Below are 25,686 nucleotides of genomic sequence, written 5' to 3'. Positions count from 1 at the left end.
CGGTAAAAAATAAGCTTAGCAGGCATAATCTGAATCGGCGAAGAAGAAGGTATGCAGAGGTAAAGCACGATGAGATTGCGGCAGCCTGTAAGCCGCCGCAATAGTGATAAGTGCGGTTATAGTCTGAAGCTCTGCACCACCTGTTCCAGCTGCACGCTCTGCTCCTCCATTGCACGCGCGGCTGAAGAGACCTGCTCTACCAGCGCGGCGTTCTGCTGCGTGCTGCCATCCAGCTGCGTGATCGCGACGTTAACCTGATCGATACCCATGCTCTGCTCACGGCTGGCGGACATAATTTCGCTCATCAGGGTGGTGACGCTGCTGACGCCCTGCATCAGCTCATCCATGGTCTGTCCCGCCTGCTCAACCAGCTGGCTGCCGGTATCAATATTTGCCACTGACTCTTCAATCAGCTTTTTAATCTCGCGCGCTGAGTTAGCTGAGCGCTGCGCAAGGTTGCGTACTTCTGAGGCCACCACCGCAAAACCGCGCCCCTGCTCTCCGGCGCGCGCCGCTTCAACCGCCGCGTTCAGGGCCAGAATGTTGGTCTGAAACGCGATGCTGTCGATGACGCTGATGATATCGACGACTTTACGCGATGAGTGGTGGATCTCCCCCATAGTGGTCACGACCTGACGCACCACTTCACTGCCGCGCGCCGCCACGGTGGCTGCGCCGTCAGCCAGCTGATTAGCGTGGGTGGCGTTATCGGCGTTTTGGCGCACGGTGCCGGTCAGCTCCTCCATTGAGGCTGCCGTCTCGACAATGGAGCTGGCCTGCGATTCGGTGCGCGCAGAGAGATCGGCGTTGCCGCTGGCAATTTCGCGCGAGGCCGCCGTGATCGCCAGCGCGCTGTCGCCCACCTGACGCATCAGCCCCTGCAGGTAGCTGATGAACTGGTTAAAGCTCTCAGCCACGGCGTTAAATTCCGGGCTATTGCTGGCAGGCAGGCGCTGTGTGAGGTCGGCGCCGCCGGTTGAGAGTGCTTCAATATTTTTGTGCAGCACGCCCAGACGCTTCATCATTGCGCGGACAAAGCCCAGCGATACCAGCAGCAGAATAATAGCCAGCGGGATCTGTACCACGCCCAGCCGCGTCAGCATACTGTGCGTCTGTGCATCCAGCAGGCTGGAGGGGACGTCGCTGGCGAGATACCACGGGCTGCCGGGGATCGCCTGCAGGAACAGCGTATGCTCACCATCCTCACCGCTAAACGTTGTCTGCGCCAGCTCGCTCCCCGCCTGCGTCAGCAGCGACTTCAGCGCAGCGGCCATCGGCAGCCGGGTATCGCTCAGGTTTTCCAGCTTTGGCGCACCGTCCAGCAGCGCCGCGTTCCCGACCACTTTGCCATCCGCTTCAACAATCAGCACGCGGCCTTTAATGGCGTCACCCATCTGCTTCGCCAGCTGATTAAAAAAGCCCAGCGTGACATCAATGGTGGCGACGCCCCAGACGCTGCCGTCGCGATAGATAGCCATCGCACAGTTGGTACGCGGCTGCGGGCTGGCCGCATCCTGATAGGCTTTGGCCCAGGCGCACTGCCCTTTTGCTGCGGCCATACCCGCTTTGTACCACGGCTGCTCCCAGTACTTATCGGCCGCATCGGAGTTCCAGTAAGTATTGACCTGCAGCTGATTGCTGGCGTTGCGCGCAAAGAAGGTGCTGTCTTTCTCTTTTGCCGGATCGCGCCGGTTCGGCAGCGGCCAGATCCCGCCGCCAAATACGTTGCTGTCCTGGTACTGGTTTACCAGCGCCGGCAGCAGCGTCTCTATCGTTGCGCTCTCCATCACGCCCGCTGCTTCCGTTATCGCCCGCTGCTGCGCCTGAACCCGGTTCATCTGTTCAACAATGCGTCCGGCCAGACCATCAACTTCATAGCGCACCAGGCGGCTCTCATTCTGACTCAGCTGCGGTGCGATAAACTGATTGATCACCAGTACAGTGACCAGCATCAGCACAACAAAAAATGCGACCAGCGTCGCGGTGAAACGGGATTGTGTCGTTTTAAACATTCGGATGCCCTTACCCTGGTTGGCGAGTTGCCTGATCGAGGTTAACGGCGTGTTAATGGGGAACTTGAGAGGCGCGGGATCACAAAAAAAGCAAATAGTTGAATCGGGTGACTATTTTTACAGGGTAGGAATAACCGGCGATAAGCAGAGCGGAGAATTGCCTGCCTGGAGACAGCGCGCCCCTCTTCACAGAAGAAGGGCGGGCGTTTACTGAGGCGGCGCCACCACCTCCTGACGCGGACGGAAGATATGGCTGTTACCCTCCGCCAGCAGCCGCTGAAGCAGCTGCTGTCCGCCCTGTTCATCCGACTGCGCAAAGTGGCGTTCCGCTTCGGTGATCGGCGTCGCCCAGAGCAGTTCCGGCCGATCGCCGTCGCGCTTCGGCAATCGCAGCGACACCGCCTCCGGTGCCAGCGCGTTAGCCAGCAGAAAGCTTTCAAAGCCGACCGGCGCCACTTCAGATGCCAGCGTATGCCCTTCGCCAATCCACGTCAGCCGCGCCCACGGCAGATGGGCAAACTCAGCCAGCGCGCTCGCCATCTGCACCGCGTTGGCCTCGGTCATCACCTCGCCATCTACCGCCAGCGCCAGCTCAACCCGCCGGTACTGGGGAGCCAGCTCTTCAAACAGATAATCGACCTGCGGCATCGGACGAATGCTCATTCCCAGCGTGACAAAATACCAGACGCCGTTATGCCAGTGCTGAGAAAGCGCCATCGGCGGCCAGCTGCCCTGATCGATAGCGTAATATTTGACCGACTCACCCCACCGCGCCTGGTAGACCTGCAGCATTTCATGCTGAATTTTTTCCCACTGCTGGTCGTCGTGCCAGTCGCGCCAGAAGTGACGCTGCTGCTCAGCACGCGCATAGTATTCATTGGTGGAGGCGGAACCCAGCGGCGCCGTCAGGCGGTTTTTCCTGATGCAGCCGGCTGAGAAGCTGACCTGTTTGCTCTGATAGAGGCTCCAGCCGGGGATCACCGCCAGCAGCTGGCCGTAGTACCACAGGGCAGCACCGGTATCATCCGGCTCCCACAATACCTGCAGGCCTGCGGGATCGAGCATCGGCTCCGCCTCCAGCGTGCGGCAATACTCTGCGCTCAGCAGCGGCGCGATCCCCTGCTCCATCGCTTCGCGATCTTCCTCTGCCGGTGCCGGCAGAAGGTTGCGCAGCCAGCAGTCGCGAACAGCGTACTGGCTGCGAAACAGGTCGTTGGGCCAGATATAAAAATAGGCGGTGCGCGCATCCTGTTCGACGATCGCGGTTAAAGTATGTTGCTGATTCGGCACCTCAGCAATCAGAGGGTAACTGGTCATAACGCCTCGACAATGCCTGGAGGGATCCATTTTCCCCGAGAATAGAGCAGGATCGGCACTCGCGCCATGTGAGACAAGGGTAAAACTCTCAAAGTGCGGCTGCGCTCGCGCTGAGCGTCTGGCTTTGCTTCAGCGGTAGCGGGCGTCACGCCCCATACGCTGCATCGCCCGTGACCAGGCGCCGCGCTGTATCGACCAGCGCAGCAGGCGCGCCAGCAGCAGCATCTGCCGGTCGGTGCGCCACTGCGTCAGCGGGCTGACCGGGCGCTGCAGCTGCTGCTGTGCCCACGCCGGCAGCAGACCGATCCCCGCCTGCAGCATGGTGCGCATTGCCGGTCGCGCCTGCCAGCCGGGTGCCGGCGCATTCATCAGCAGCGCCATCACCTCCTGCGTGCGCGCATCAAAACAGAGCTCCGGACGTATCGCCTGCAGATAGTGCTCAACGTCGGTGACGCTGCACGGCACCTGCTCTGCGCCCAGCGCAATCGCCACCTGCGCCGCCTCCTGATAGTAGCGATCCTGCTCAGCCCGGCTGAGCGCCGGGTTTTTATAGCGCAGATGGGCCGCCAGAAAACGGCTGGTTTCCGCCACGTGCACCCAGGTCAGCAGATGCGGATCGCTGGCCGCGTAAGGATTACCGTTGCTGTCCGTGCCGCTGACCTGCAGATGGATGCGCTTCACCCGCTCAATCAGCGTCCGGGCATCGGCACTGTTGCCAAAGGTCGTTACGGCGATGAACTGGCTGGTGCGGCGCAGCCGGCCGAGCATATCCTGACGGAAGCTGGAGTGATCCCAGACCCCGGCCAGCGCCGCCGGATGCAGCATCTGCAGCATCAGGGCGCTGATACCGCCGCAGAGCATCGCCGGAAAATCACCGTGGATGCGCCAGATAGTGGAGTCGGGGCCGAACAGGCCGGGATCGCCGGGCGGCTGTGAGAGGTCAAACTCGTTGAGTGCCAGCCCGTTAAGGCGAAAGATCTGCTGTTCAATGCGATTGCGAAGCGTCATGGTGGCGTGGTGTCGGATAAAAAGGCGTCAGGGATAGCGCTCCCGGCCTGGCGACCGGGAGACGCGGTTATCCGTTAAAGATAGTCGAACTGCGCATCCTGAGTGCGTACGGAATCCAGGCCAATCATAACGTTAAATTTGCCGGGTTCCGCCACGTGCTGCATCTGCTGGTTCCAGAATTTCAGCGCGTCAGCATCAATCGTAAAGCGCACGGTTTGTGACTCACCGGCTTTCAGCATAATGCGCCGGAAGTCGCGCAGCTCCTGAACCGGACGGCTGATACTCGCCACCGGATCGTTGAGATACATCTGTACCACCGTTGCCCCGTCGCGTTTACCGCTGTTGGTCACCGTTACGCTCGCTTCAATGCTGCCGCTGCGCGGCATCGTGCGGGCGGAGAGCGTCACCGGTGAAACGGTAAAGCGGGTATAGCTCAGGCCGTAACCAAACGGATAGAGCGGGCCGTTGATGGTGTCGTAGTAGTGAGAAGTATATTTATTCGGCTTTTCCGGATTATAAGGTCGCCCGGTTGGCAGATGATTGTAGTAAAGCGGGATCTGCCCCACTGAGCGCGGGAACGTGACCGGCAGCTTGCCGGAAGGGTTGTAATCGCCAAACAGCACGTCCGCGATAGCATTGCCGCCTTCGGTGCCGCTGAACCAGGTTTCCAGCATCGCATCCGCCATGCGGTCTTCATTCACCAGCGTCAGCGGCCGGCCATTCATCAGCACAATCACCAGCGGCTTGCCAGTGGCTTTCAGGGCCGCCAGTAATTTCTGCTGGCTGGCCGGGATCGCCAGTTCGCTGCGGCTGGACGCTTCATGCGCCATGCCCTGCGCTTCACCCACCGCAGCGACGACCACATCCGCCTTCTCTGCCTGGGCTACCGCCTCATCAATCATCTGCTGCGGTGTGCGTGTATCGACGCTCACCGCCTGCTCGTAAAGATTGAGGAAGCCCTGAATACCTTTGTTGTCAGAAACGTTAGCCCCTTTGGCGTACAGCAGCGTGCCTTTGTCCGCCATGGCATTGCGCATCCCCTGCAGCAGCGTCACTGACTGCTTTGCCACACCCGCGGCTGACCAGCTGCCCATGATATCGCGCTGGCTGTCCGCCAGCGGTCCCACCAGCGCAACGGTCGCGTCACGCTTCAGCGGCAGCGTCTCGTGCCAGTTCTTGAGCAGCACCATGCTCTTGCGCGCCACATCGCGCGCTTCAGCACGGTGCAGACGGCTCTCAGCGTTGGTATCCTGCGGATCGCTGCTCTGCGGTCCGAGGTGGCTGTACGGATCGTTAAACAGCCCCATGTCATATTTCACGTTGAGCACGTGACGGGCGGCATCATCAATTTCACGCATACTCACCGCCCCGCTTTTCACCAGCGCCGGCAAATATTTGCTGTAGTACTCATCGCTCATGCTCATGTCGATGCCTGACTTGAGCGCAATGCGCACCGCATCCTGCGGATCGCTCGCCACACCATGTTTAATCAGCTCTTTAATCGCACCGTGATCGCTGATGGTAATACCTTTAAATTTCCACTGGTCACGCAGCAGATCTTTCAGCAGCCAGCCATCGGCGGTGGCCGGGGTGCCGTTCAGCGAATTCAGCGCCACCATCACGCCACCGCTGCCGGCATCGAGCGAGGCTTTATAAGGCGGCAGGTAGTCCTGTGCCAGCCGCTGCGGACTCATATCCACGGTGTTGTAGTCACGCCCGCCTTCCACCGCGCCGTAGGCGGCAAAATGTTTCACGCTGGTCATCACGGCGTAACGATCGGCCGGGCTTTTGCCCTGCATCGCTCTGACCATGGCGCTGCCCATCTGCGACGTAAGATAAGTATCTTCGCCAAAGCCTTCTGAGCCACGCCCCCAGCGCGGTTCGCGGCTGACATCCACCATCGGTGCCCAGGTCATATTCAGACCATCATCCGCGGCCTCATAAGCAGAAATACGTCCCACTTCACCAATCGCATCGCGATCCCAGCTGGCCGCGAGGCCCAGCGGAATCGGAAAAATAGTGCGCTGCCCGTGCACCACATCGTAGGCAAAAAAGAGCGGGATTTTCAGGCGGCTGAGCTGCATCACCTGATCCTGCATGGCGCGAATATCCTGGCGGGTGACGGTATTAAAAATCGCCCCAACCTGACCCTGCTGGATCATGTCGCGAATCGCCTCTTTCGGCGTGTCGGGTCCGACGCTGATCAGCCGCATCTGGCCGATTTTCTCATCCAGCGTCATTTTGCTGAGCAGCTGGCTGACATACGCGTCGCGCGCCTGCTCCGTCAGGGGATGTGTTTCACGCAGCGTATCGGCAAACGCCGGCTGCAGAGCCAGGGAGACCGCGAGGCTAACAGAGTAAATCCATTTCATCAGGTTGGGTTCTCTTAAGTAACTGCGCACAATAAAGATTACCGGGGCAGTGTGCCACAAGATGAGGATAGCAGGTAGCCGCCTTTGTCACACGGCGACCAGAGCCGCGCCGCGTGCTACAGTAGAAACGCCACGTTAACGACAAGGACAGGCTCATGAATTCTCACCTTTCTCACCCTGCACTGGTTGCCGACCTGCGCCGTCTGGTTGGTGCCTCTCATCTGCTGACTGACGCGGAGCAGACCGCGCGCTACCGGACCGGCTTTCGCTCCGGCGCGGGCGATGCGCTGGCGGTGGTCTTTCCGGGGTCGCTGCTTGAACTCTGGCGGGTCCTGCAGGCGCTGGTCAGCGCGGACGCCATTATCCTGATGCAGGCGGCAAATACCGGCCTGACGGAGGGTTCCACCCCCAGCGGCAACGATTACGATCGTCCGGTAGTGATCGTCAGCACCCTGCGTCTCGATCGGCTGCAGCTGATTGATGGCGGCAAACAGATCCTCGCGTTTCCCGGCAGCACGCTTTATCAGCTGGAAAAAACGCTCAAACCGCTCGGGCGCGAGCCGCATTCGGTCATTGGCTCCTCCTGTATCGGTGCGTCGGTGCTGGGCGGGATCTGTAACAACTCCGGCGGCTCGCTGATCAAACGCGGACCGGCCTACAGTGAGATGGCGCTGTTTGCGCAGGTGGACGCCAGCGGTAAACTCAAGCTGGTTAACCATCTGGGAATCGATCTGGGCCACTCACCGGAAGAGATCCTCGGGCGGCTGGATGATGAGCGCTGGCAGCAGAGCGACGTGCGCTGGGATGAGCGCCACGCCTCGGACCATGAATACGCCGGGCGGGTACGTGATATTCACGCCGATACGCCGGCGCGCTTTAACGCTGACGCCCGCCGGCTGTTTGAAGCCTCCGGCTGCGCCGGTAAGCTTGCGGTGTTTGCCGTGCGTCTGGATACCTTTCCGACTGAGCCACAGCAGCAGGTATTCTATATCGGCACCAACGACCCCGCCGTGCTGGGCGACATCCGCCGTCATATCCTGGCAGAGTTCACCCATCTGCCGGTGGCGGGTGAATATATGCACCGCGATATCTTCGATATTGCCGAAGTGTACGGCAAAGATACTTTCGTGATGATCGACAAGCTCGGCACCGATAAGATGCCGCTCTTTTTCACCCTCAAGGGCCGGGTTGATGCCTGGCTGAACAAGCTCAGCTTTGTGAAGCCGCACTTCACCGACCGTCTGCTGCAGCGTATCAGTCGCCTGTTCCCGGCCCATCTGCCGAAACGTCTTAAGCACTATCGCGATAAGTATGAGCACCACCTGATGCTGAAGATGTCCGGCGAAGGCGTTGCCGAAGCGCAGGCGTATCTGCAGGACTATTTCCGTGAGGGTGGCGGCGAGTTTTTCGCCTGCGACAGCAAAGAGGGATCGCATGCCTTTTTGCATCGGTTTGCCGCCGCCGGTGCCGCCGTGCGCTATCACGCGGTGCATGCGGATGAAGTGGAGGATATTCTGGCGCTGGATATCGCCCTGCGCCGCAACGATGAAGCCTGGTTTGAACAGCTGCCGCCGGAGTTTGATAACGATCTGATCCACCGGCTCTACTATGGCCACTTCTTCTGCCACGTGTTCCATCAGGATTACATTGTGAAAAAAGGCGTGGATGTGCACGCGCTGAAAGAGAGGATGCTGGCGCTGCTCAGCGCGCGCGGGGCAGAGTATCCGGCGGAACATAACGTCGGCCATCTCTACAAAGCGAAACCGCAGCTGCAGGCGTTTTATCGTGAACTGGACCCGACCAATACCTTCAATCCCGGCATCGGTAAAACCAGCAAGCAGAAAGGCTGGGCAGTCAAAGCCTGAGACCGGTCGTCATGTGCAGGGTGGTCCGATAACCACCCTGCCATTGACTCAGGATTGCGGCGCATCCTGCTCCTGCGTAGCCGCCGCCAGAGCGCGGCGCTCGATGATCATGGTCTGCGGCGCCGACAGCACAATGCCCTCTTTACGCAGCCGCGTCAGAATATCGAACAGCAGATCGCTTTTCGCACCCGAAATCTGGCGCTGGCTGGCGACGTTGCCGGTTACGCTCAGCACTATGCCCGACGGGGTAAGATCTTTAAACGATACCGAAGGTTCAGGCGTCTCCAGAATGCGCTCATTCTCGTTATAGACCTCCAGCAGCAGCTCGCGCACCCGCACCGGATCGATATCGAGCGGGAACGTCAGCTGAATGGTCACCACCCCCTGCGCATTGCCCATAGTGGCATTACGTACGTTCTGTGAAATCAGCTGCGAATTAGGCACGATCACCGTTGACTTGTCGCCCAGCTGAATCTCCGTGGCGCGAACGTTAATCCGCCGGATATCGCCCTCAATGCCGCTGATGCTGACCAGGTCGCCTACCTTGACCGGCCGTTCGGTGAGCAGGATCAGACCGGAAATAAAGTTTTTAACGATCTCCTGCAGACCAAAACCGATACCCACCGATAGCGCGCTGACGATCCATGCCAGCTTGTTCCACTGCAGCCCCATGATGGAGAGCGTCAGCAGGATAATCAGCACGTAGCCGATATTGCTGAACAGCGTCACCAGCGAGACGCGCATGCCGATATCCATAGTGGTTTTCGGCAGAAAATCGTTATCCAGCCAGCGGCGCACTGAGCGCAATATCCAGATGCCCGCTACTAGGCAAATAAGGGCATTTACCATATGCGCCGGTACGATATTCAGCGACTCCAGCCCTTTGCCACCCCAGAACTCAATGACTTTCTGAATAAGCTCTACCGGCGTGGAGGAGGCGAACGTGCCGGTCATCAGCGCCAGCGCCACAATCCCCATCAGCAGCGCTTTACCCAGCGCGCTGAGCAGCGTGGCGGCCTGCTGCAGATAGCGCTCATCGATATTGAGCGAACTCTGCAGGCGGCGCCCGGCGGCGCTGCTGGTGGAAAACAGGCTTTCACAGCCGTCGGTAATGACGTGGCTTAAAAAATAGAAGGAGCCAAACAGGATCCCGCACCACACCACCTCGTAGCCCAGAAAGCGCGCCAGCGTCACATAGCCGATTGTCAGTGAAATCAGAATCGCAACGGCAGTCAGCGTGAGCGCCAGCTGAACCAGCCCGACCACCGTCGGACGCGCCTCTGGCGGATTGCCGAGCCGGGCCATCCGGCGGCGCACGCGGTTGGTACGCATACTGATAGCGAGCCCGGTGCTGCCAATCAGCAGCGCGGTCAGGCCATTAGCAAAAATCGTCGTGCTGAGACTGGTACCTACCGTGTAGTTAAACGCTTCTGCGGTCTGAAAGATAAACACCAGCGCAGCGGTAATCGGCGGGAACGGCTTCAGCGCCAGCGCAACCTCATTAGAGATGGCCGGCAGACGCCAGCTGGGACGACGGGTCGAGAGAAACGCCCGTCCCAGACCGGCAATCAGCCCGCAGTAGACGCTCAGCTGCACCAGGCGGGTAACAAAATCCTGTACGTCGCCGGAGACTTCATCCCGGCGGGTAAACGCCAGCGCGCTAAAGTTAAAGGTCAGCACCACTGCAGCCAGCGTGGTCAGCGCGATGGCAGCCGCGAGGAAGCTGCGCCGCAGCCGCCCTTCCGGCAGCTTGTTAATACTCACCCAGGCGAGAAACTCTTCGCTGTAGCGCCGTCCCAGCGTCATCACCAGCATCGCCGCCACCAGCCAGCCGATGGTACCGACGCGCCAGTCCGGCTCCCACGACAGTGCCGCCGACGCCTTCAGCTCCGTAATAAAGTCACTGATTTTTTCGCCGTCGAGATCCTGACGGCTCACCAGCGGCGCCCAGAAGCGCGGGCCAAAAATACTGCCGGAATTGAGCGCCAGCTGATTTTTCAGCTGATCGCGGCGCAGGTTCACAATCTGCGAAGAGAGCACCAGCGCACCGTTTTTAATGCCTTCTGCCTGCTTTATCTGATCGTCCAGCTTGCCTTTCTGGTTTTCCAGCGAGCGGCGCTTGCGCGTCACCTCCGGCGTCTCTTTAACGCCGCTGTCCGCTTTGGGCGCGGGACCCAGTACCGCCAGCTGCGCATCAAGCTGCTGGCGCTGCGGGACTAACGCCTGTCCCAGCGTCTCTGCATTGCCCGACAGCTCCAGCGCCATCTCATTAAGCTGGTTGAGCTGGTTTTCGCTGGTTTCTCCCGATACCTGTCCTTTGATCTTATCGAGAATTTTTTGCATTTTTGGCAGCTCAACCGCCGGATTCGCCTGCGGCGGCGCTTCTTCTTCCTGTGCCGGCTGCTGTTGCGTCACATCGGGCGCGTCATCCGCCTGGCTCAGCGCGGGCACGCACAGCATGAGCAGTAACAGCGGAACAGTGAAAAAACGAAACTTGATCATAGAACGACATTCCAGCGAAAAAGCCAGTTAAACGAGTGTGGCGGCCAGTACAGGAGGTCGCCGCCGGGATGAAAACAGGTGTGATAAGGCTAAATCAGGGTACTGATGATACGCCAGTTTGCAAGTGGCGCGCCCCTTCTGCTGGCAGGCGCGCCCTCGTCGTTACTCCACTACCGTATTGCTGGTGGTGAGGCCCGCTTTCTGTTTTCTATATGCCAGCGCTGCCGCCGGAACCGGGGCCGCTTTACCGGTTTCCAGCCAGTCGCGCAGGCGATTAGCATCGGCAAAGTGGGTATATTTACCAAACGCATCCAGTACCACCAGCGCCACCGGGCGGTTGTTGATCACCGTACGCATCACCAGACAGTGGCCCGCCTCATCGGTGTACCCTGTTTTCGTCAGCTGGATCCGCCAGCCCTCTTTGTAAACCAGGTGATTGGTGTTGCGGAACGGCAGTGCGTAGCTCGGGTGCTGAAACACCGCCGTCTGCTCTTTCGTGGTGCTGAGCTGGCCCAGCAATGGGTACTGACGCGTCGCTTTCAGCAACTTAACCAGATCGCTGGCGCTGGAGACGTTCTGCGTGGAGAGGCCGGTGGGTTCTACATAGCGCGTATGCGTCATACCCAGCGCGCGCGCTTTGGCATTCATGGCGCGGATAAAGGCGTTATAGCCGCCCGGATAGTGGTGCGCCAGACTGGCCGCCGCGCGGTTTTCAGACGACATCAGCGCCAGCAGCAGCATCGAGCGGCGGCTGATTTCGCTGTTGAGTTTGACGCGCGAAAACACGCCGCGCATCTCGCGCGTCTGGCTGATATCTACCGAAAGCATCTCATCCATCGGCAGCTTTGCATCCAGCACAACCATCGCCGTCATCACTTTGGTAATGGAGGCGATAGGCCGCACGCGGTCAGGATGGCTGGAGAACAGCACCTTGCCGGTATCGAGATCAACAATCATTGCGCTGCCGGAGGCGATTTGCGGCTGGGCCAGCGGTGCCAGACCCGACAGCGCGGCCGGTGCAGCCAGTACAGGTGTTACCGCCGCCGGGGCCGTCATAAACAGCGCCAGCGACAGCAGAGAAACAGGTAATTTAACAGACATCGTGTCAGTGAGATCCGATCAGGAGTTTTGCGCTGTGAAAGCTCCACAGGCCGCCCGCATCAGTCCTGTCAGGGTGCGGGCTGGCAGCGGCATAATACGCGCAAATGCGGCAAATTTCTTAGTGAGATTGTTTCCGGGCGTTAAAAAGGCCGCAGTTATGTGCGGCCTCAGAAAAAAGCAGGGAAATCAGAACAGCCTTGGTCCATAGCCCCACAGCACAACCGTCAGCGCCAGCAGCACTTCAAATACCAGTACCCCTATCGCCAGCGTTGAACCGGAGAAGCGCATGCTCTCTTCGCGGTCGATATTCAAAAACACCGGGATGCCGACATAGAGCAGGTAGCCGGTGTAGACCAGCGCCACGGCACCCGCCAGTACGCAGAGCCATACCAGCGGATAAAGTGCGACCAGACCGCTGAGAAACAGCGGCGTGGCGACATAGCCGGCGAACACGGTACAGCGCTGAATACCGGGACGTTGCGGATAGTCGCGCGCCATCCAGTGAATGACCCGCCCCATTACCGCGACGCCACCCAGAATTAACAGATAAAAGAGAATACCCAGACCGAGGCCAGTGAGCAGATTGAGCTGAATAAAGCGATTGTCGCCCAGATTCCAGCCAAATTGTGTCGTGCCAATAAAGGCGCAGATAACCGGTATCGCTGCCATCAGCAGCACGTGATGCGTGTAATGATGTGAAACGCTTTCGTTTTCCTGCTTGATATGGCGCATTTCCTGATTCGGATGCGCCAGAAGACCCCAGACATGATTCATAAAATCACTCCTCTGATGCAGTGGGCCGCCCCTTTAGCATTCAGTCAGACTCCGACAGGCAGCGTCTCTTCAAGTATAACCAGCGCGCCTGTTTTTGCGGCCCGCTGCACAAAAAAAGCCGCCTGCAGCTACACTGCTCAGGTGTCTGTTCTGTCCAGGGAGAAAAAATTGCATCTCGATATCAATGGATTAATCACCCAGTATGGCTATCTGGCCCTGATGATTGGCTGTATTGCCGAAGGGGAAACCTTTACCTTGCTGGGCGGCGTGGCGGCGCATGAGGGGCTGCTGCACTACGGCGGCGTGGTGCTGGCGGCGATGGCAGGCGGCATCATTGGTGACCAGCTGCTGTTCTGGCTTGGCCGCCGCTACGGTACGCGCATTTTGCGCCGCTTCAGTAAACATCAGGCGACGATTGGCAAAGCTAACCGTCTGATCCAGAAGCGTCCCAGCCTGTTTGTTATCGGCGTGCGCTTTATGTACGGTTTTCGCCTGATTGGGCCGATTATCATCGGCACCAGCCGTCTGAAGCCGCTGCGCTTTTTTGTGCTTAATATTATCGGTGCTGCGCTCTGGGCGCTGATTTTTGTCACGCTGGGCTATTTTGCCGGCGAAATCATTGCGCCCTGGCTGCATAAGCTCGATCAGCATCTTAAACATTTGGTCTGGCTGGCGGCGGCTATCGTCACCGGTATTGTCTTACGCTATCTGATCCGCCGCTGGAACCACCGCCGCGCCGGTTAACTGTGGTAGCCTTTGAACTGCGGATTCGCCAGAGTGAATCCGCCATCACACGCTCTCCTCGCTGTTAACGATTTTTCAGTACAGAAGTTATCCATCCGTGCCACGGCGCTGCCCGGCCAGCCGTTTCGTCTATAGTTAACAGTCAGATAAGGTACCGGAGGCGGGATGAGCAAAATTAAACGCAGAATTGATGACCACGGCGTAATCGGCGATTTGCGCACCTGCGCCCTGATCGCAAACGACGGCACTATCGACTATCTCTGCTGGCCAGAGCTGGACAGCCCTTCTGTCTTTGCGGCGCTGCTCGACAGCGAAGAGGCGGGCCGTTTTACCCTTGCGCCTGACTGGCCACAGGCGCGTCGCCAGCAGCTCTACCTGCCTGATACCAATATTCTGCAGACCCGCTGGCTGGCCGATGAGGGGGTGGCGGAGATCACCGACTATATGCCGATCTGCGACGAGAGCAGCAAAGTCCCGCGGCTGGTACGTCGGGTAAAAATGGTGCGCGGCACCGCCACTTTTCAGCTGGTCTGCGCGCCGCGTCACGATTACGCCCGGGCTGAGACGCGCGCTGAAATGCGTGAAAGCGGCGTGGCGTTTCTGGCGGAGGGGCAGCCCGCGCTGCGCCTGAGCGCTACGCTGCCGCTGCGCTGCGAAAATCAGGCGGCGGTAGCGGAATTTACGCTGCAGAGTGGCGAACACGCGGAGTTTGTCTTTGGCAACGATGACGATCCGCACGTTGAAACCATCTCAACGGCGCGCTGCTTTCAGGATACGCTCGATTACTGGCTGCGCTGGAGTAATCACAGCTCCTATCAGGGGCGCTGGCGTGAAATGGTGACACGTTCAGCGCTGACGCTGAAGCTGCTTACCTCACATGAACATGGTTCGATCGCCGCCGCCGCCACCTTTGGCCTGCCGGAGGAGCTGGGCGGCGAGCGCAACTGGGACTACCGCGCCTCCTGGATCCGCGACGCCTCGTTCAGTATGTATGCGCTGATGCGCCTTGGCTATGTAGAGGAGGCGCACGATTTTACCCGCTGGGTCGGCCGCTGCGTTGAACACAGCCATGACGACACGCCGCATCTGCAGGTGATGTATCGTCTCGATAGCGGCACCGAACTGCATGAAAGCGAACTGCTGAACCTCTCTGGCTACGCCGATTCACGGCCGGTTCGCATCGGTAATGATGCGTGGCACCAGACGCAGCTTGATATTTATGGCGAGCTGATGGATGCCATCTATCTGGCCAACAAATATGGCGATGCCATCTCCCACCGCGGCTGGCTGCACGTCTCCAGCATGATTGATTACGTCTGCGACAACTGGAACCAGCCGGACGCCGGCATCTGGGAGATGCGCGGTGAGCCGGAGCATTTTCTCCACTCGCGCCTGATGTGCTGGGTGGCGCTGGATCGCGCGCTGCGGCTGGGCATGAAGCGTTCACTGCCGATGCCTTACGATCGCTGGGATCGGGTGCGCAGCGAGATCCGCGACGATATCTGGCAGAACTTCTGGAACGCCGACCTGGGGCATTTCACTGCGACGCGCGGCGGCACCGCTCTGGATGCCTCAATGCTGCTAATGCCGCTGGTGCGCTTTGTCAGCTCCACCGACCCCGACTGGCTGGCCACGCTGGATGCCATCAAGGCTAACCTGGTCAGCGATGGTCTGGTACGGCGCTATAATATCAGCGAAACACCGGCTGACGGACTGGCCGGCGGCGAAGGCTCTTTTGTCGCCTGCTCTTTCTGGTACGTAGAGTGCCTGGCGCGCGCCGGCCGGGTGCAGGAGGCGCATTTTGAGTTTGAGAAGCTGCTAAGCTATGCCAACCCGCTGGGTCTGTATGCCGAAGAGTTTACCGAGCGCGGCTATGCCCTGGGCAACGTTCCGCAGGCGCTGAGCCACCTGGCGCTGATCAGTGCCGCCTTTTTTCTTAACCGGAAACTCAGCGGTGAAGTGACGCTCTGGCAGCCCTGACTATTCACAATTTGAGTCATTGCGCCAACAGATTTATCTGTTAAGAAGGACTTTTTGCGTAAAGTATCTTCAGGCAGTAAAAATCATCATTCCCATCGCCGCAGCAATGCACATATAATGCGCAGCGGGTCACACCGACCACGATGGGTTCGATACACTGACAAGCCTGAAACACGGCCATAACGACTTGTAAAAACATGAAAAAAAGCATTCGCGCGTTCGCTTCACTAGCTCTTGCCCTGGCCGCTTTCAGCCAGTCAGCCTTTGCTGTCGTCTATCCGCTTCCTGCAGCGAATAGCCGCCTGATTGGCGAAAATATTGAAATCACCGTGCCGGAAGAGAGTAAACTTCCGCTGGAAGCTTTTGCGGCTCAGTACCAGATGGGCCTCAGCAATATGCTGGAAGCGAATCCCGGCGTTGACGTTTATCTGCCTAAAGCGGGCAGCAAAATGGTGATCCCACAGCAGCTGATCCTGCCTGACGCACCGCGTGAAGGCATCGTGATCAACAGCGCTGAGATGCGTCTCTACTACTACCCGAAAGGCACAAAGACCGTGGTCGTGCTGCCTATCGGTATCGGTGAGCTGGGTAAAGATACTCCGGTAAACTGGACCACCAAAGTAGAGCGTAAAAAAGCGGGCCCGACCTGGACGCCAACCAAGGCGATGCACGCTGAATATGCGGCACGCGGCGAAAGCATCCCGGCGGTCTTCCCGGCTGGCCCGGATAACCCGATGGGTCTGCACGCGCTCTATATCGGCCGCCTGTATGCCATTCACGGTACCAACGCCAACTTCGGTATCGGCCTGCGCGTCAGCCACGGCTGCGTCCGCCTGCGTGCTGACGATATCAAATGGCTGTTTGACAACGTGCCGGTCGGCACCCGCGTTCAGTTTATCGATCAGCCGGTTAAAGCGACCGTTGAGCCGGATGGTTCACGCTGGATTGAGGTGCACAACCCGCTCTCCACCACGGAAGAGCAGTTCAACTCACGTGAGCTGGTCCCGATCAATCTGACTTCAGCCGTAACGAAAGTGGTTGCTGACGCCAGTACCCGTCAGGATGCGGTCAACAACGCCATCCAGGCTCGCAGCGGCATGCCGACCAAAATCAACGGCCAGACTGACGATGCGCAGCCGGCAGCGATTGCCGTGCAGGAATCGGCTGATGCGATGCCAAAAGAGGAACCGATGACGCCGCAGGGCGCAACGGCCGTCGCACCGCCAGCCGATCAGCCTGCTGCGCAGCCGCAGGCCGACGCGCAGCCGGCACCGGTCGATCAGGCGCAGCCAGCGACCAGCAACAGCCTCTGATATCGTTCTGACGCCGTCAGAAAAGCCAGCCTCCGGGCTGGCTTTTTTATTGCCATCATCATTCTGTCACACTGCAGGCGTATCACACTGCCAGTAGCGGATGCCGTGGGTGCATCCGATTGTCAATGGGGTGTGTCATGGCTGAAACCAGTTTACCGGCGGCGCGCGGACGTCCCGATCTGCAGCGCGGCAGCGGTCCGCTCTCCCGCATACTGTTTCTGCTGCTGCTGGCCGCAGGGCTGATTTTTACCGGGGTTAACCTGTTTAATGATGTGGCGGAAACCGGCGCGGCGATCACCACCTATACGCCCTTTGTGCTGCTGACGCTGGCGTTACTGATTGCGCTGGGATTTGAATTTGTGAATGGCTTTCACGACACCGCCAATGCCGTAGCCACGGTGATCTACACCCATTCTCTGACGCCCGGCGTGGCGGTGGTCTGGTCCGGCATCTGCAACTTTCTTGGTGTGCTGCTCTCCAGCGGCGTGGTGGCGTTTGGCATTATTTCGCTGCTGCCGGTCGAGCTTATTCTGCAGGCGGGCAGCGGACACGGCTTTGCGATGGTCTATGCGCTGCTCTTCTCTGCCATTATCTGGAATCTGGGAACCTGGTATTTTGGTCTGCCGAGCTCCTCATCCCATACGCTGATTGGCTCCATCATCGGCGTCGGCGTAGCGAATGCGCTGCTGCATGGCCGCAGCGGCACCAGCGGCGTTGACTGGGATCAGGCGCTGAAAGTGGGCTACGCTCTGTTGCTCTCGCCGATCGTAGGATTTGTCTGCGCAGCTCTGCTGCTGCTGGCGCTGAAAGCGCTGGTGCGTAATCGTCAGCTCTATCAGGCGCCCGACAGCGCCCGCCCGCCGCCGGTCTGGATCCGCGGGCTGCTGATCCTGACCTGCACCGGCGTCTCTTTTGCACACGGCTCTAATGATGGTCAGAAAGGCATGGGGCTTATCATGCTGATTCTGGTCGGCACGATGCCCATTGCCTATGCGCTGAACCGGTCGCTGCCGCCGGAGCAGATCCCGCGCGTCGCCGCGCTGGCGCAGGTCACGGAGCAGCAGCTGCTGACGCTGCAGCCGGCACCCGGGGCGATGCCGGCACCGCGTACGGTACTGACTGAGTTTGTCCGCAGCCGTCAGCCCCGGCCTCAGGTGCTGCCGGCGCTGGGCCTGCTGCTGGGTGATATCAGCGATCAGATCCGGCGCTACGGCTCGGTGAATAATATTCCGGCACAGGCGGTGACCAATACCCGTAACGATATGTACCTGGCTTCAGAGAGTATCCGGCATCTGCAGAGCAGCAGCGTAACGCTGCCCGAAGAGACCGCCCGCAATCTCAGCGCCGTGAAGCGCGAGCTGGACAGCGCCACGCGCTTTATTCCGCTCTGGGTAAAAGTGGTGGTGGCGCTGGCGCTGGGTCTGGGCACGCTGGTGGGCTGGCGACGTATCGTCATTACGGTAGGCGAGCGCATCGGCAAATCGCATCTCAGCTATGCCCAGGGTGCCAGCGCCGAACTGGTTGCGATGGCGACTATCGGCGCAGCTGATGCGTTTGGCCTGCCGGTCTCCACCACGCACGTGCTCTCATCGGGCGTGGCGGGAACCATGGCCGCAAACCGTTCCGGCCTGCAGCTTGCCACGCTGCGCAACCTGGCGATGGCCTGGATCCTGACGCTGCCGGTCTCCGTGCTGCTGGCGGGCGTGCTTTATGCGCTATTTGCCCGGATATGAGCGCCGGTAAAGCAAAAAAAAAGCCAGCACGGAGGCTGGCTTTTAGCATGGAAAGCGCATAACGCTTAGCGCACCAGGCGCGCCGCATAACGCTCAATTGCGGCAGCGATATCGGCAGATACCCGCAGCGTCCGCACTTCGCTGAAGAGAACGTTCGCTTCGGCGTAGGCTTTACGCAGATAGCCCAGCCACTGTTTGATGCGCGCAACGTGGTAGTTGCCGGTATCTCCCTGCTTCTCCAGCTGGGTATACTTCAGCAGCAGCGCCACCACGTCAGGCCAGGCCATTGGCGCCTCGTTATGCTTCACCACGCGCCCGAGGTTAGGCACATTCAGCGCACCGCGGCCCAGCATCACCGCATCGCAGCCGGTGATACGCATACAGGCCTGCGCATCTTCCCAGCTCCAGATCTCACCGTTGGCGATAACCGGGATCGAGAGCCGCTGACGAATTTCGCCAATCGCCTGCCAGTTAATGCATTCAGCCCGGTAGCCATCCTCTTTGGTGCGGCCGTGTACCACCAGCTCGCTGGCCCCCGCCTGCTGTACCGCATCGGCAATTTCAAAGCGGCGATCGCTGCCATCCCAGCCGAGCCGCACTTTAACCGTGACCGGCAGGTGATCCGGCACGGCGGCACGCATCGCCTGCGCGGCGCGGTAAATCAGCTCCGGATCTTTCAGCAGCGTGGCGCCGCCGCCGCTGCCGTTAACCAGCTTTGACGGACAGCCGCAGTTAAGATCGACGCCCCACGAGCCGAGTTCAGCTGCGCGGGCGGCGTTTTCTGCCAGCCAGGCGGGGTGCTGTCCCAGCAGCTGCAGCCGCACCCGCGTACCGGATGGCGTGCGGCTCTGGTGGCGCAGCTCCGGACAGAGGCGATAGAACGACTTTACCGGCAGCAGCTGATCGACCACGCGCAGAAACTCAGTCACGCAGAGATCGTAATCATTGACGCCGGAGAGCAGTTCACGCACCAGTGAATCCAGTACGCCCTCCATCGGAGCCAGTAACACCCGCATCGCGTTATGCGTTCCCGTTGCCTTTGGCAGCCGGACGACGTGAACGTGCCGGTTTGCCCGCGTGACCTGCCGCCGGGCCATTACCGCCCTGACGACGCGGCGCGCGCGACTCACTCTGCGGACGTGCCGCACCGTTGCCCTGACGCTGACCGCCGCCGGCGCGACCGGCGTTGCCGCCCTGCCCCTGACCGCGACCGCGCGGCTGCTGCTGGCGACCATTCTGGATCGGCTCCGCTTTAATGCTCGGATCCGGCTCAAAGCCCGGCAGCGCAATGCGCGGGATCTCACGCTTCAGGAGTCGTTCGATATCACGCAGCAGCTTGTGTTCATCAACGCAGACCAGCGACAGCGCGGCACCGGTTGCCGCCGCGCGTCCGGTACGGCCGATACGGTGTACGTAATCTTCCGCTACGTTTGGCAGCTCATAGTTCACTACGTGCGGCAGCTCTTCGATATCCAGACCGCGTGCGGCGATATCGGTAGCGACCAGCACGCGAATGCTGCCCGATTTAAAATCAGCCAGCGCGCGGGTACGGGCGCCCTGACTCTTGTTACCGTGGATAGCCGCCGCGGTGATGCCATCTTTATTCAGCTGCTCAGCCAGATGGTTGGCACCGTGCTTGGTACGGGTAAACACCAGTACCTGCTGCCAGTTATCACGGCCAATCATCAGCGACAGCAGTTCCCGCTTGCGCTTTTTATCCACAAAGTGCACCTGCTGCGACACCTGCTCTGACGCGGTGTTGCGGCGGGCAACTTCGACCTGCTCCGGGTTCGTCAGCAGTTTTTCTGCCAGCGTTTTGATTTCGTCGGAGAAGGTTGCTGAGAACAGCAGGTTCTGACGCTTCGCCGGCAGCTTCGCCAGGACGCGACGGATATCGTGAATAAAGCCCATATCGAGCATGCGGTCGGCTTCATCCAGCACCAGAATTTCTACCTGCGAGAGATCAACCGCATTCTGATGCGCCAGATCCAGCAGACGGCCTGGCGTTGCCACCAGTACGTCAACGCCGCCGCGCAGTTTCATCATCTGCGGATTAATGCTGACGCCACCAAATACCACCAGAGAACGCATGTTCAGGTACTGGCTGTATTCGCGCACGTTCTCACCGACCTGTGCGGCCAGCTCACGCGTTGGCGTCAGGATCAGCGCGCGCACCGGGCGGCGGCCGCGTGCAGCGGCAGGGTTTTCAGAAAGACGCTGCAGCAGAGGCAGCGTAAAACCGGCGGTCTTACCGGTACCGGTCTGGGCACTCGCCAGCAGGTCGCGGCCAGCCAGTACCACAGGAATTGCCTGACGCTGAATTGGCGTCGGTTCGCGATAGCCCTGTTCTGCTACCGCACGCAAAATATCGGCATTCAAGCCGAGAGAGTCAAAGGACATGCAGGTGTATTACTCCGAACCGCCCTGATCGCGCTGCGCGATGTAGTTTTCAGGGGGGATATGACGCAGCCCCGGGGGCCTGCGTGTGAAAAGGGCACAAACTACCATGCGTAAGGGGGCGAGTGTATCAGCTTTCCCTGCACACTGCGACCTGCAAAACAGGCGCGTCGCCGGCTGCTTTTGCCTGACAGGACGTGCAGCAGGCAATAAAAAGGGAGCCTTTAAGGCTCCCTGACTGGCGGGATGCGCAGCGGTCAGCTACGCTTTTTCTCCACGCGGGGAGCAGGTTCTCTGGCCAGCAGAGAGACCAGCGCCGGACCCACCAGCATGACCACGCCCAGGCAACCAATCAGCAGGTTGTTATGGAAAAAGCGTGAGATCAGGAACAGCGTCAGCATCGCTGCGCCAAAATAGTAGGTTGTGGTGACCTCTTCCAGAGTGTCACCCATACGGCGTAAACGGGCACTACGCTGCAGGGCCAGCATGGAGATAAACACCACTGCATAAGCTGCCACCAGGGTACTGCTCACTTCAACCAGTGCCTTATGTTTCCAGCCCCAGACCAGTGCAGCAATCACCAGCAGATGCGTGGCGATGTGCAGACAGGTTTGACCGGTAACAATCTGAACACGATTAGACCATTTCATACTTTTCTCCTGGCAGACCCAACAGGTCGCCCAAGTGTATCTGACCGAAGCCAGACGGATTTCCTCAATGTAAAACAAATTTCAGATAAGACCTTAATTTTCTCGCCCTGGCACCACCCGTTTGTGACAAAGACTACACTTTGTTCTATTCATGATGAAAAGGAGCGCGTCGCAGTATGCCACAAAACACGCAAGGATTTTCATTTAAAGTCCTGACGATCAATACCCATAAAGGTTTCACCACGTTTAATCGTCGTTTTATTCTGCCGGAATTACGCGACGCCGTACGCGCCACATCAGCGGATATCGTCTTTTTACAGGAGGTAATGGGTACCCACGCTATTCATGCCGCACAGATAGAAGCGTGGCCTGAGAACTCACATTATGAGTATCTGGCTGACACCATGTGGCACGACTTCGCCTATGGCCGCAACGCGGTTTATCCCGAAGGCCACCACGGCAACGCGATACTGTCACGCTTTCCTATTGCTGAATATCAAAATCGCGACATTTCTGTTGCTGGCAGCGAAAAGCGCGGCATGCTGCACTGCCAGATTACGCTGCCCGACCGGGCGCAGCCGCTGCATGTCATTTGCGTCCATCTTGGCCTGAAAGAGAAGCATCGGCTGACGCAGATGAAGATGATGTGCGATGTGATCAACGCGCTGCCAGCGGATGCACCGCTGGTCGTGGCCGGGGATTTCAACGACTGGCAGGTGCGCGCTAACCGTTTTCTGCAGCGCGGTGCCGGTTTGAAAGAGGTGTTCAGCCTGAAAAATGGCCGGCCGGCGCGCACGTTCCCGGCACGCTTTCCGCTCTTACGCCTTGATCGTATCTATATTCGTAATGCGTCCGTCAGCCAGCCCTGGGCGCTGCCGGTCAAACCCTGGTCTCATCTGTCCGATCATGCGCCGCTGGCGGTGGAGATATTCCTATGAATTTCAACTGGCGTGACGGCAACCAGCTGCGCCTGCTGGAGAATGGCGAAGCGTTTTTTCCGCGCGTATCGGGTGCCATCCAGCGCGCCGAGCGCACGCTGCTGCTCGAAACCTTTATTCTCTTTGAAGATAACGTAGGTAAGGCGCTGCACCGTGACCTGCTGGCGGCGGCACAGCGCGGCGTGAAGGTCGAAGTCATGGTAGATGGCTATGGCTCTCCCGATCTCTCTGATGAGTTTGTTAATACCCTTACGGAGGCGGGCGTTCGGTTTATCTACTACGATCCGCGCCCGCTGGTCATGGGGATGCGTACCAATCTTTTTCGCCGTCTGCACCGTAAAATCGTGGTGATCGATGAGCAGATCGCCTTTGTCGGCGGTATCAATTTCTCGGCTGAGCACAACACCGATTACGGTCCGGAAGCGAAACAGGATTATGCCGTGGAGGTAAAGGGGCCGGTGGTGATCGATATCGCCCGCTTTGTCCAGATGGCGATGGGCAGCGATCAGATCACCCGCCGCTGGTGGGGAAAACCGTCAAGACATGTGGCCGTTAATGCCCAGCCCGGCAGCGCTCAGGTGCTGTTTGTTTATCGCGACAACAATGAACACCGCGACGACATTGAGCAGCACTATCTGGATATGCTGCGCAAAGCGAAACGCGACGTGATTATCGCTAATGCCTACTTCTTCCCTGGCTATCGCCTGCTGCGCGAGATGCGCAACGCTGCCCGGCGCGGCGTGCGCGTGCGGCTGATTGTGCAGGGTGAGCCCGATATGCCGATTGTAAAAGTGGGGGCTGAACTGCTCTATAACTATCTGGTGGATGGCGGTGTGGAGGTCTATGAGTATTGCCGCCGGCCACTGCATGGCAAGGTCGCGGTGCAGGATCAGCACTGGACCACCGTCGGCTCCAGTAACCTCGATCCGCTGAGCCTGTCGCTTAATCTTGAAGCTAACCTGATCATTCACGACCGCGCTTTCAACCAGACGCTGCGCGATAATCTGGAAGGCCTGATTCAGCACGACTGTGTGCGCGTCCAGGATGACAAACTGCCGCCGCGTAACTGGTGGCAGTTAACCAAAGGCGTCATTGTCTTCCACTTTCTGCGCCACTTCCCGGCCATTGCTGGCTGGCTGCCTGCGCATACGCCTCAGCTATCCCAGGTCTCGCCTCCGGTTCAGCCTGAGATGGAGACGCAGGATCGGGTGGAAGCCAATAATGAAGGAGCGAAATCCTGATGAGCAAAAAGAATCCGAAGTGGCGGCTGGCGAAAAAAATTCTCACGTGGCTCTTTTTTATTGCCGTCGTTGTTCTGCTGGTGGTCTACGCGCGCAAAGTCAACTGGGAAGATGTCTACAAGGTTATCACCGGCTACAACCGCTATGTGGTGCTGGGCGCGGCCGGGCTGGTGGTGGTCAGTTATATTACCTATGGCCTGTACGATCTGATTGGCCGCGTCTACTGCGGTCATAAGCTATCGAAGCGGCAGGTCATGCTGGTGTCGTTTATCTGCTACGCCTTTAATCTGACGCTCAGCACCTGGGTGGGCGGCGTCGCCATGCGCTACCGCCTCTATTCACGCCTGGGTCTGTCAGGCAGCACCATCACCCGTATTTTTTCACTGAGCATTGCCACTAACTGGCTTGGCTATATTTTGCTGGGCGGCGTGGTGTTTGTCTCCGGCATGGTGCCGATTCCGCCACGCTGGTTTATCGGTGAAGGCACGCTGCGTATCATCGGAGGCATACTGCTGCTGCTGACGGCAGTCTATCTCTGGGCCTGCGCCTTTGCGAAAAAGCGGCAGTGGACGGTGAAGGGCCAGCGGCTGCAGCTGCCTTCACTGCGTATGGCGCTGTTCCAGTTTGCCGTCTCCTGCGCAAACTGGATGGTGATGGGCACCATTATCTGGCTGCTGCTGATGCGTGAAGTGGACTATCCCATCGTGCTGGGCGTGCTGCTGATCAGCAGTATTGCCGGCGTCATTATTCATATTCCGGCGGGTATCGGCGTGCTGGAAGCGGTGTTTCTGGCGCTGCTGAGCGGACAGCACGCGTCACACGGTGAAATTATCGCCGCGCTGCTTGCCTACCGTGTTCTTTACTTCATTCTGCCGCTGCTGCTGGCGCTGGTGCTTTATCTCTGGCTGGAGAGCCGGGCGAAGCATCTGCGACACAAAAATCAGCAGAAAATGGCAGAGCAGTAACCGCAGCTGGAAGGATAAAAAACGGGGGCGCATCGCTGCGCCCCCGGTAAAGATAAAGCCGGCGTCTTAGCGGCGGTTGCCGAAAATCCGCAGCAGCATCAAAAACAGATTGATGAAGTCGAGGTAGAGCGTCAGCGCCCCCATAATGGAGTAGCGACGCAGGTTTTCGCTATCGCGGGCGTCAATATTTTCACCCACCGCTTTCAGTTTCTGCGTGTCATAGGCGGTCAGCCCCACAAACACCACCACGCCGATATAGGTAATAGCCCACATCAGCGCCGGGCTTTTCAGCCAGAAGTTCACCAGCGACGCCAGCACGATACCAATCAGCGCCATAAACAGCAGGCTGCCGATACGGCTCAGATCGCGTTTGGTGGTGTAGCCGTAAAAGCTCATCGCCCCAAACATTCCGGCGGTAACAAAAAAGGTGCTGGCGATAGACGAGTAGGTGTAAACCAGAAAAATACTCGCCATGGTCAGGCCGGTCAGCGCCGAATAGAGCATAAATAGCGCCGTCGCCACGGCCCCGCTCATACGCTGGACCAGACCCGACAGCACAAAGACCAGCGCCAGCTGTGCGATGATCAGGCCAAAGAAGGTAATGCGGTTAGCGAACACCAGCTCCATGACCGCAGGCGTACGCGCGGCAAACCAGGAGACAAACGCGGTGAGCAGCAGGCCGCAGGTCATCCAGCCGTACACCTGAGCCATATAGGCCTGCAGCCCGGCCGACGCCGGCTGCACAAACGAATCATTACGTGGATATCGATCCAT

19 protein-coding genes are annotated in these 25,686 nt (G+C 59.1%); 8 read left to right on the top strand and 11 right to left on the bottom strand.

Translation table 11 applies throughout. The features are described from left to right. Positions 1–116 precede the first annotated feature (116 nt). The 4 genes from LAC65_RS04970 to bglX form a co-directional block, all read right to left on the bottom strand. Positions 117–2,012, bottom strand: a complete 1,896-nt coding sequence (locus tag LAC65_RS04970) for a methyl-accepting chemotaxis protein (RefSeq protein WP_039383367.1) — start codon at positions 2,010–2,012, stop codon at positions 117–119. Between the two features lie 207 nt (positions 2,013–2,219). Continuing rightward, the gene (locus LAC65_RS04965; protein WP_224144844.1) at positions 2,220–3,329 is read right to left on the bottom strand and encodes a suppressor of fused domain protein; all 1,110 of its coding nucleotides are present in this window, start codon (positions 3,327–3,329) and stop codon (positions 2,220–2,222) included. Positions 3,330–3,458: 129 nt separating this feature from the next. Beyond that, entirely contained in the window at positions 3,459–4,337 is an 879-nt protein-coding gene (locus LAC65_RS04960; protein WP_039383363.1) for an oxygenase MpaB family protein, read from the bottom strand. A 74-nt stretch (positions 4,338–4,411) separates the two neighbouring features. Then, positions 4,412–6,709: a beta-glucosidase BglX gene (gene bglX, locus LAC65_RS04955; protein ID WP_039383360.1), complete on the bottom strand. Its 2,298-nt coding sequence runs from the start codon at positions 6,707–6,709 to the stop codon at positions 4,412–4,414. A 155-nt stretch (positions 6,710–6,864) separates the two neighbouring features. Here bglX and dld point away from each other — a divergent pair, with 155 nt between their 5' ends. Continuing rightward, positions 6,865–8,574, top strand: coding sequence for a D-lactate dehydrogenase (gene dld, locus LAC65_RS04950; protein WP_039383358.1), 1,710 nt, complete (start codon positions 6,865–6,867; stop codon positions 8,572–8,574). Between the two features lie 48 nt (positions 8,575–8,622). Here dld and LAC65_RS04945 read toward each other — a convergent pair whose 3' ends face one another. The 3 genes from LAC65_RS04945 to LAC65_RS04935 form a co-directional block, all read right to left on the bottom strand. Further along, positions 8,623–11,076 carry a DUF3772 domain-containing protein gene (locus LAC65_RS04945; RefSeq protein WP_039383355.1) on the bottom strand — a complete coding sequence of 818 codons (2,454 nt, stop codon included), beginning with the start codon at positions 11,074–11,076 and terminating at the stop codon, positions 8,623–8,625. Between the two features lie 162 nt (positions 11,077–11,238). Further along, the gene (pbpG, locus tag LAC65_RS04940) at positions 11,239–12,177 is read right to left on the bottom strand and encodes a D-alanyl-D-alanine endopeptidase (protein ID WP_039383353.1); all 939 of its coding nucleotides are present in this window, start codon (positions 12,175–12,177) and stop codon (positions 11,239–11,241) included. A gap of 186 nt (positions 12,178–12,363) precedes the next feature. Further along, positions 12,364–12,951 (bottom strand): Yip1 family protein, encoded by a 588-nt coding sequence (locus LAC65_RS04935; RefSeq protein WP_039383350.1) that lies wholly within the window; start codon positions 12,949–12,951, stop codon positions 12,364–12,366. 168 nt (positions 12,952–13,119) lie between these two features. Here LAC65_RS04935 and LAC65_RS04930 point away from each other — a divergent pair, with 168 nt between their 5' ends. The 4 genes from LAC65_RS04930 (at position 13,120) to LAC65_RS04915 (ending at position 18,721) form a co-directional block, all read left to right on the top strand. Then, entirely contained in the window at positions 13,120–13,695 is a 576-nt protein-coding gene (locus tag LAC65_RS04930) for a DedA family protein (RefSeq protein ID WP_039385764.1), read from the top strand. A 165-nt stretch (positions 13,696–13,860) separates the two neighbouring features. Beyond that, entirely contained in the window at positions 13,861–15,675 is a 1,815-nt protein-coding gene (locus tag LAC65_RS04925; protein WP_039383348.1) for a glycoside hydrolase family 15 protein, read from the top strand. Between the two features lie 197 nt (positions 15,676–15,872). After that, the gene (locus LAC65_RS04920; protein ID WP_039383345.1) at positions 15,873–16,988 is read left to right on the top strand and encodes a L,D-transpeptidase family protein; all 1,116 of its coding nucleotides are present in this window, start codon (positions 15,873–15,875) and stop codon (positions 16,986–16,988) included. A 137-nt stretch (positions 16,989–17,125) separates the two neighbouring features. After that, positions 17,126–18,721 (top strand): inorganic phosphate transporter, encoded by a 1,596-nt coding sequence (locus tag LAC65_RS04915; RefSeq protein ID WP_039383343.1) that lies wholly within the window; start codon positions 17,126–17,128, stop codon positions 18,719–18,721. A 65-nt stretch (positions 18,722–18,786) separates the two neighbouring features. Here LAC65_RS04915 and dusC read toward each other — a convergent pair whose 3' ends face one another. From dusC to LAC65_RS04900, 3 genes are all read right to left on the bottom strand, one after another. Then, positions 18,787–19,737, bottom strand: coding sequence for a tRNA dihydrouridine(16) synthase DusC (gene dusC / locus LAC65_RS04910; protein WP_039383342.1), 951 nt, complete (start codon positions 19,735–19,737; stop codon positions 18,787–18,789). Positions 19,738–19,741: 4 nt separating this feature from the next. Next, complete coding sequence (gene rhlE / locus LAC65_RS04905; protein WP_039383341.1) at positions 19,742–21,121, bottom strand: ATP-dependent RNA helicase RhlE; 1,380 nt, start codon at positions 21,119–21,121, stop codon at positions 19,742–19,744. A gap of 254 nt (positions 21,122–21,375) precedes the next feature. Further along, on the bottom strand, positions 21,376–21,768 hold the full coding sequence (locus tag LAC65_RS04900; protein WP_039383339.1) for a YbhQ family protein: 393 nt from the start codon (positions 21,766–21,768) through the stop codon (positions 21,376–21,378). Between the two features lie 176 nt (positions 21,769–21,944). On the opposite strand from LAC65_RS04900, the gene LAC65_RS04895 reads away from it, so the two are divergent. From LAC65_RS04895 to LAC65_RS04885, 3 genes are read left to right on the top strand one after another with little or no spacing between them, the layout of a single operon-like run. Continuing rightward, positions 21,945–22,706 (top strand): endonuclease/exonuclease/phosphatase family protein, encoded by a 762-nt coding sequence (locus tag LAC65_RS04895; protein ID WP_104084682.1) that lies wholly within the window; start codon positions 21,945–21,947, stop codon positions 22,704–22,706. After that, positions 22,703–23,947, top strand: coding sequence for a cardiolipin synthase ClsB (clsB, locus tag LAC65_RS04890; protein ID WP_039383337.1), 1,245 nt, complete (start codon positions 22,703–22,705; stop codon positions 23,945–23,947). The genes LAC65_RS04895 and clsB overlap by 4 nt, the downstream gene beginning before the upstream one ends. Further along, complete coding sequence (locus LAC65_RS04885) at positions 23,947–24,912, top strand: lysylphosphatidylglycerol synthase domain-containing protein (protein ID WP_039383336.1); 966 nt, start codon at positions 23,947–23,949, stop codon at positions 24,910–24,912. The genes clsB and LAC65_RS04885 overlap by 1 nt, the downstream gene beginning before the upstream one ends. A gap of 66 nt (positions 24,913–24,978) precedes the next feature. On the opposite strand, the gene LAC65_RS04880 is transcribed toward LAC65_RS04885, so the two are convergent. Then, the gene (locus tag LAC65_RS04880; protein ID WP_039383334.1) at positions 24,979–25,686 is read right to left on the bottom strand and encodes a Bax inhibitor-1/YccA family protein; all 708 of its coding nucleotides are present in this window, start codon (positions 25,684–25,686) and stop codon (positions 24,979–24,981) included.

Source organism: Pantoea eucrina (genome assembly GCF_020079945.1).
Lineage (GTDB): Bacteria > Pseudomonadota > Gammaproteobacteria > Enterobacterales > Enterobacteriaceae > Pantoea > Pantoea eucrina.
Note: the sequence above shows the minus strand (reverse complement) of the source record. Positions and strands in the feature narration are given on the sequence as shown.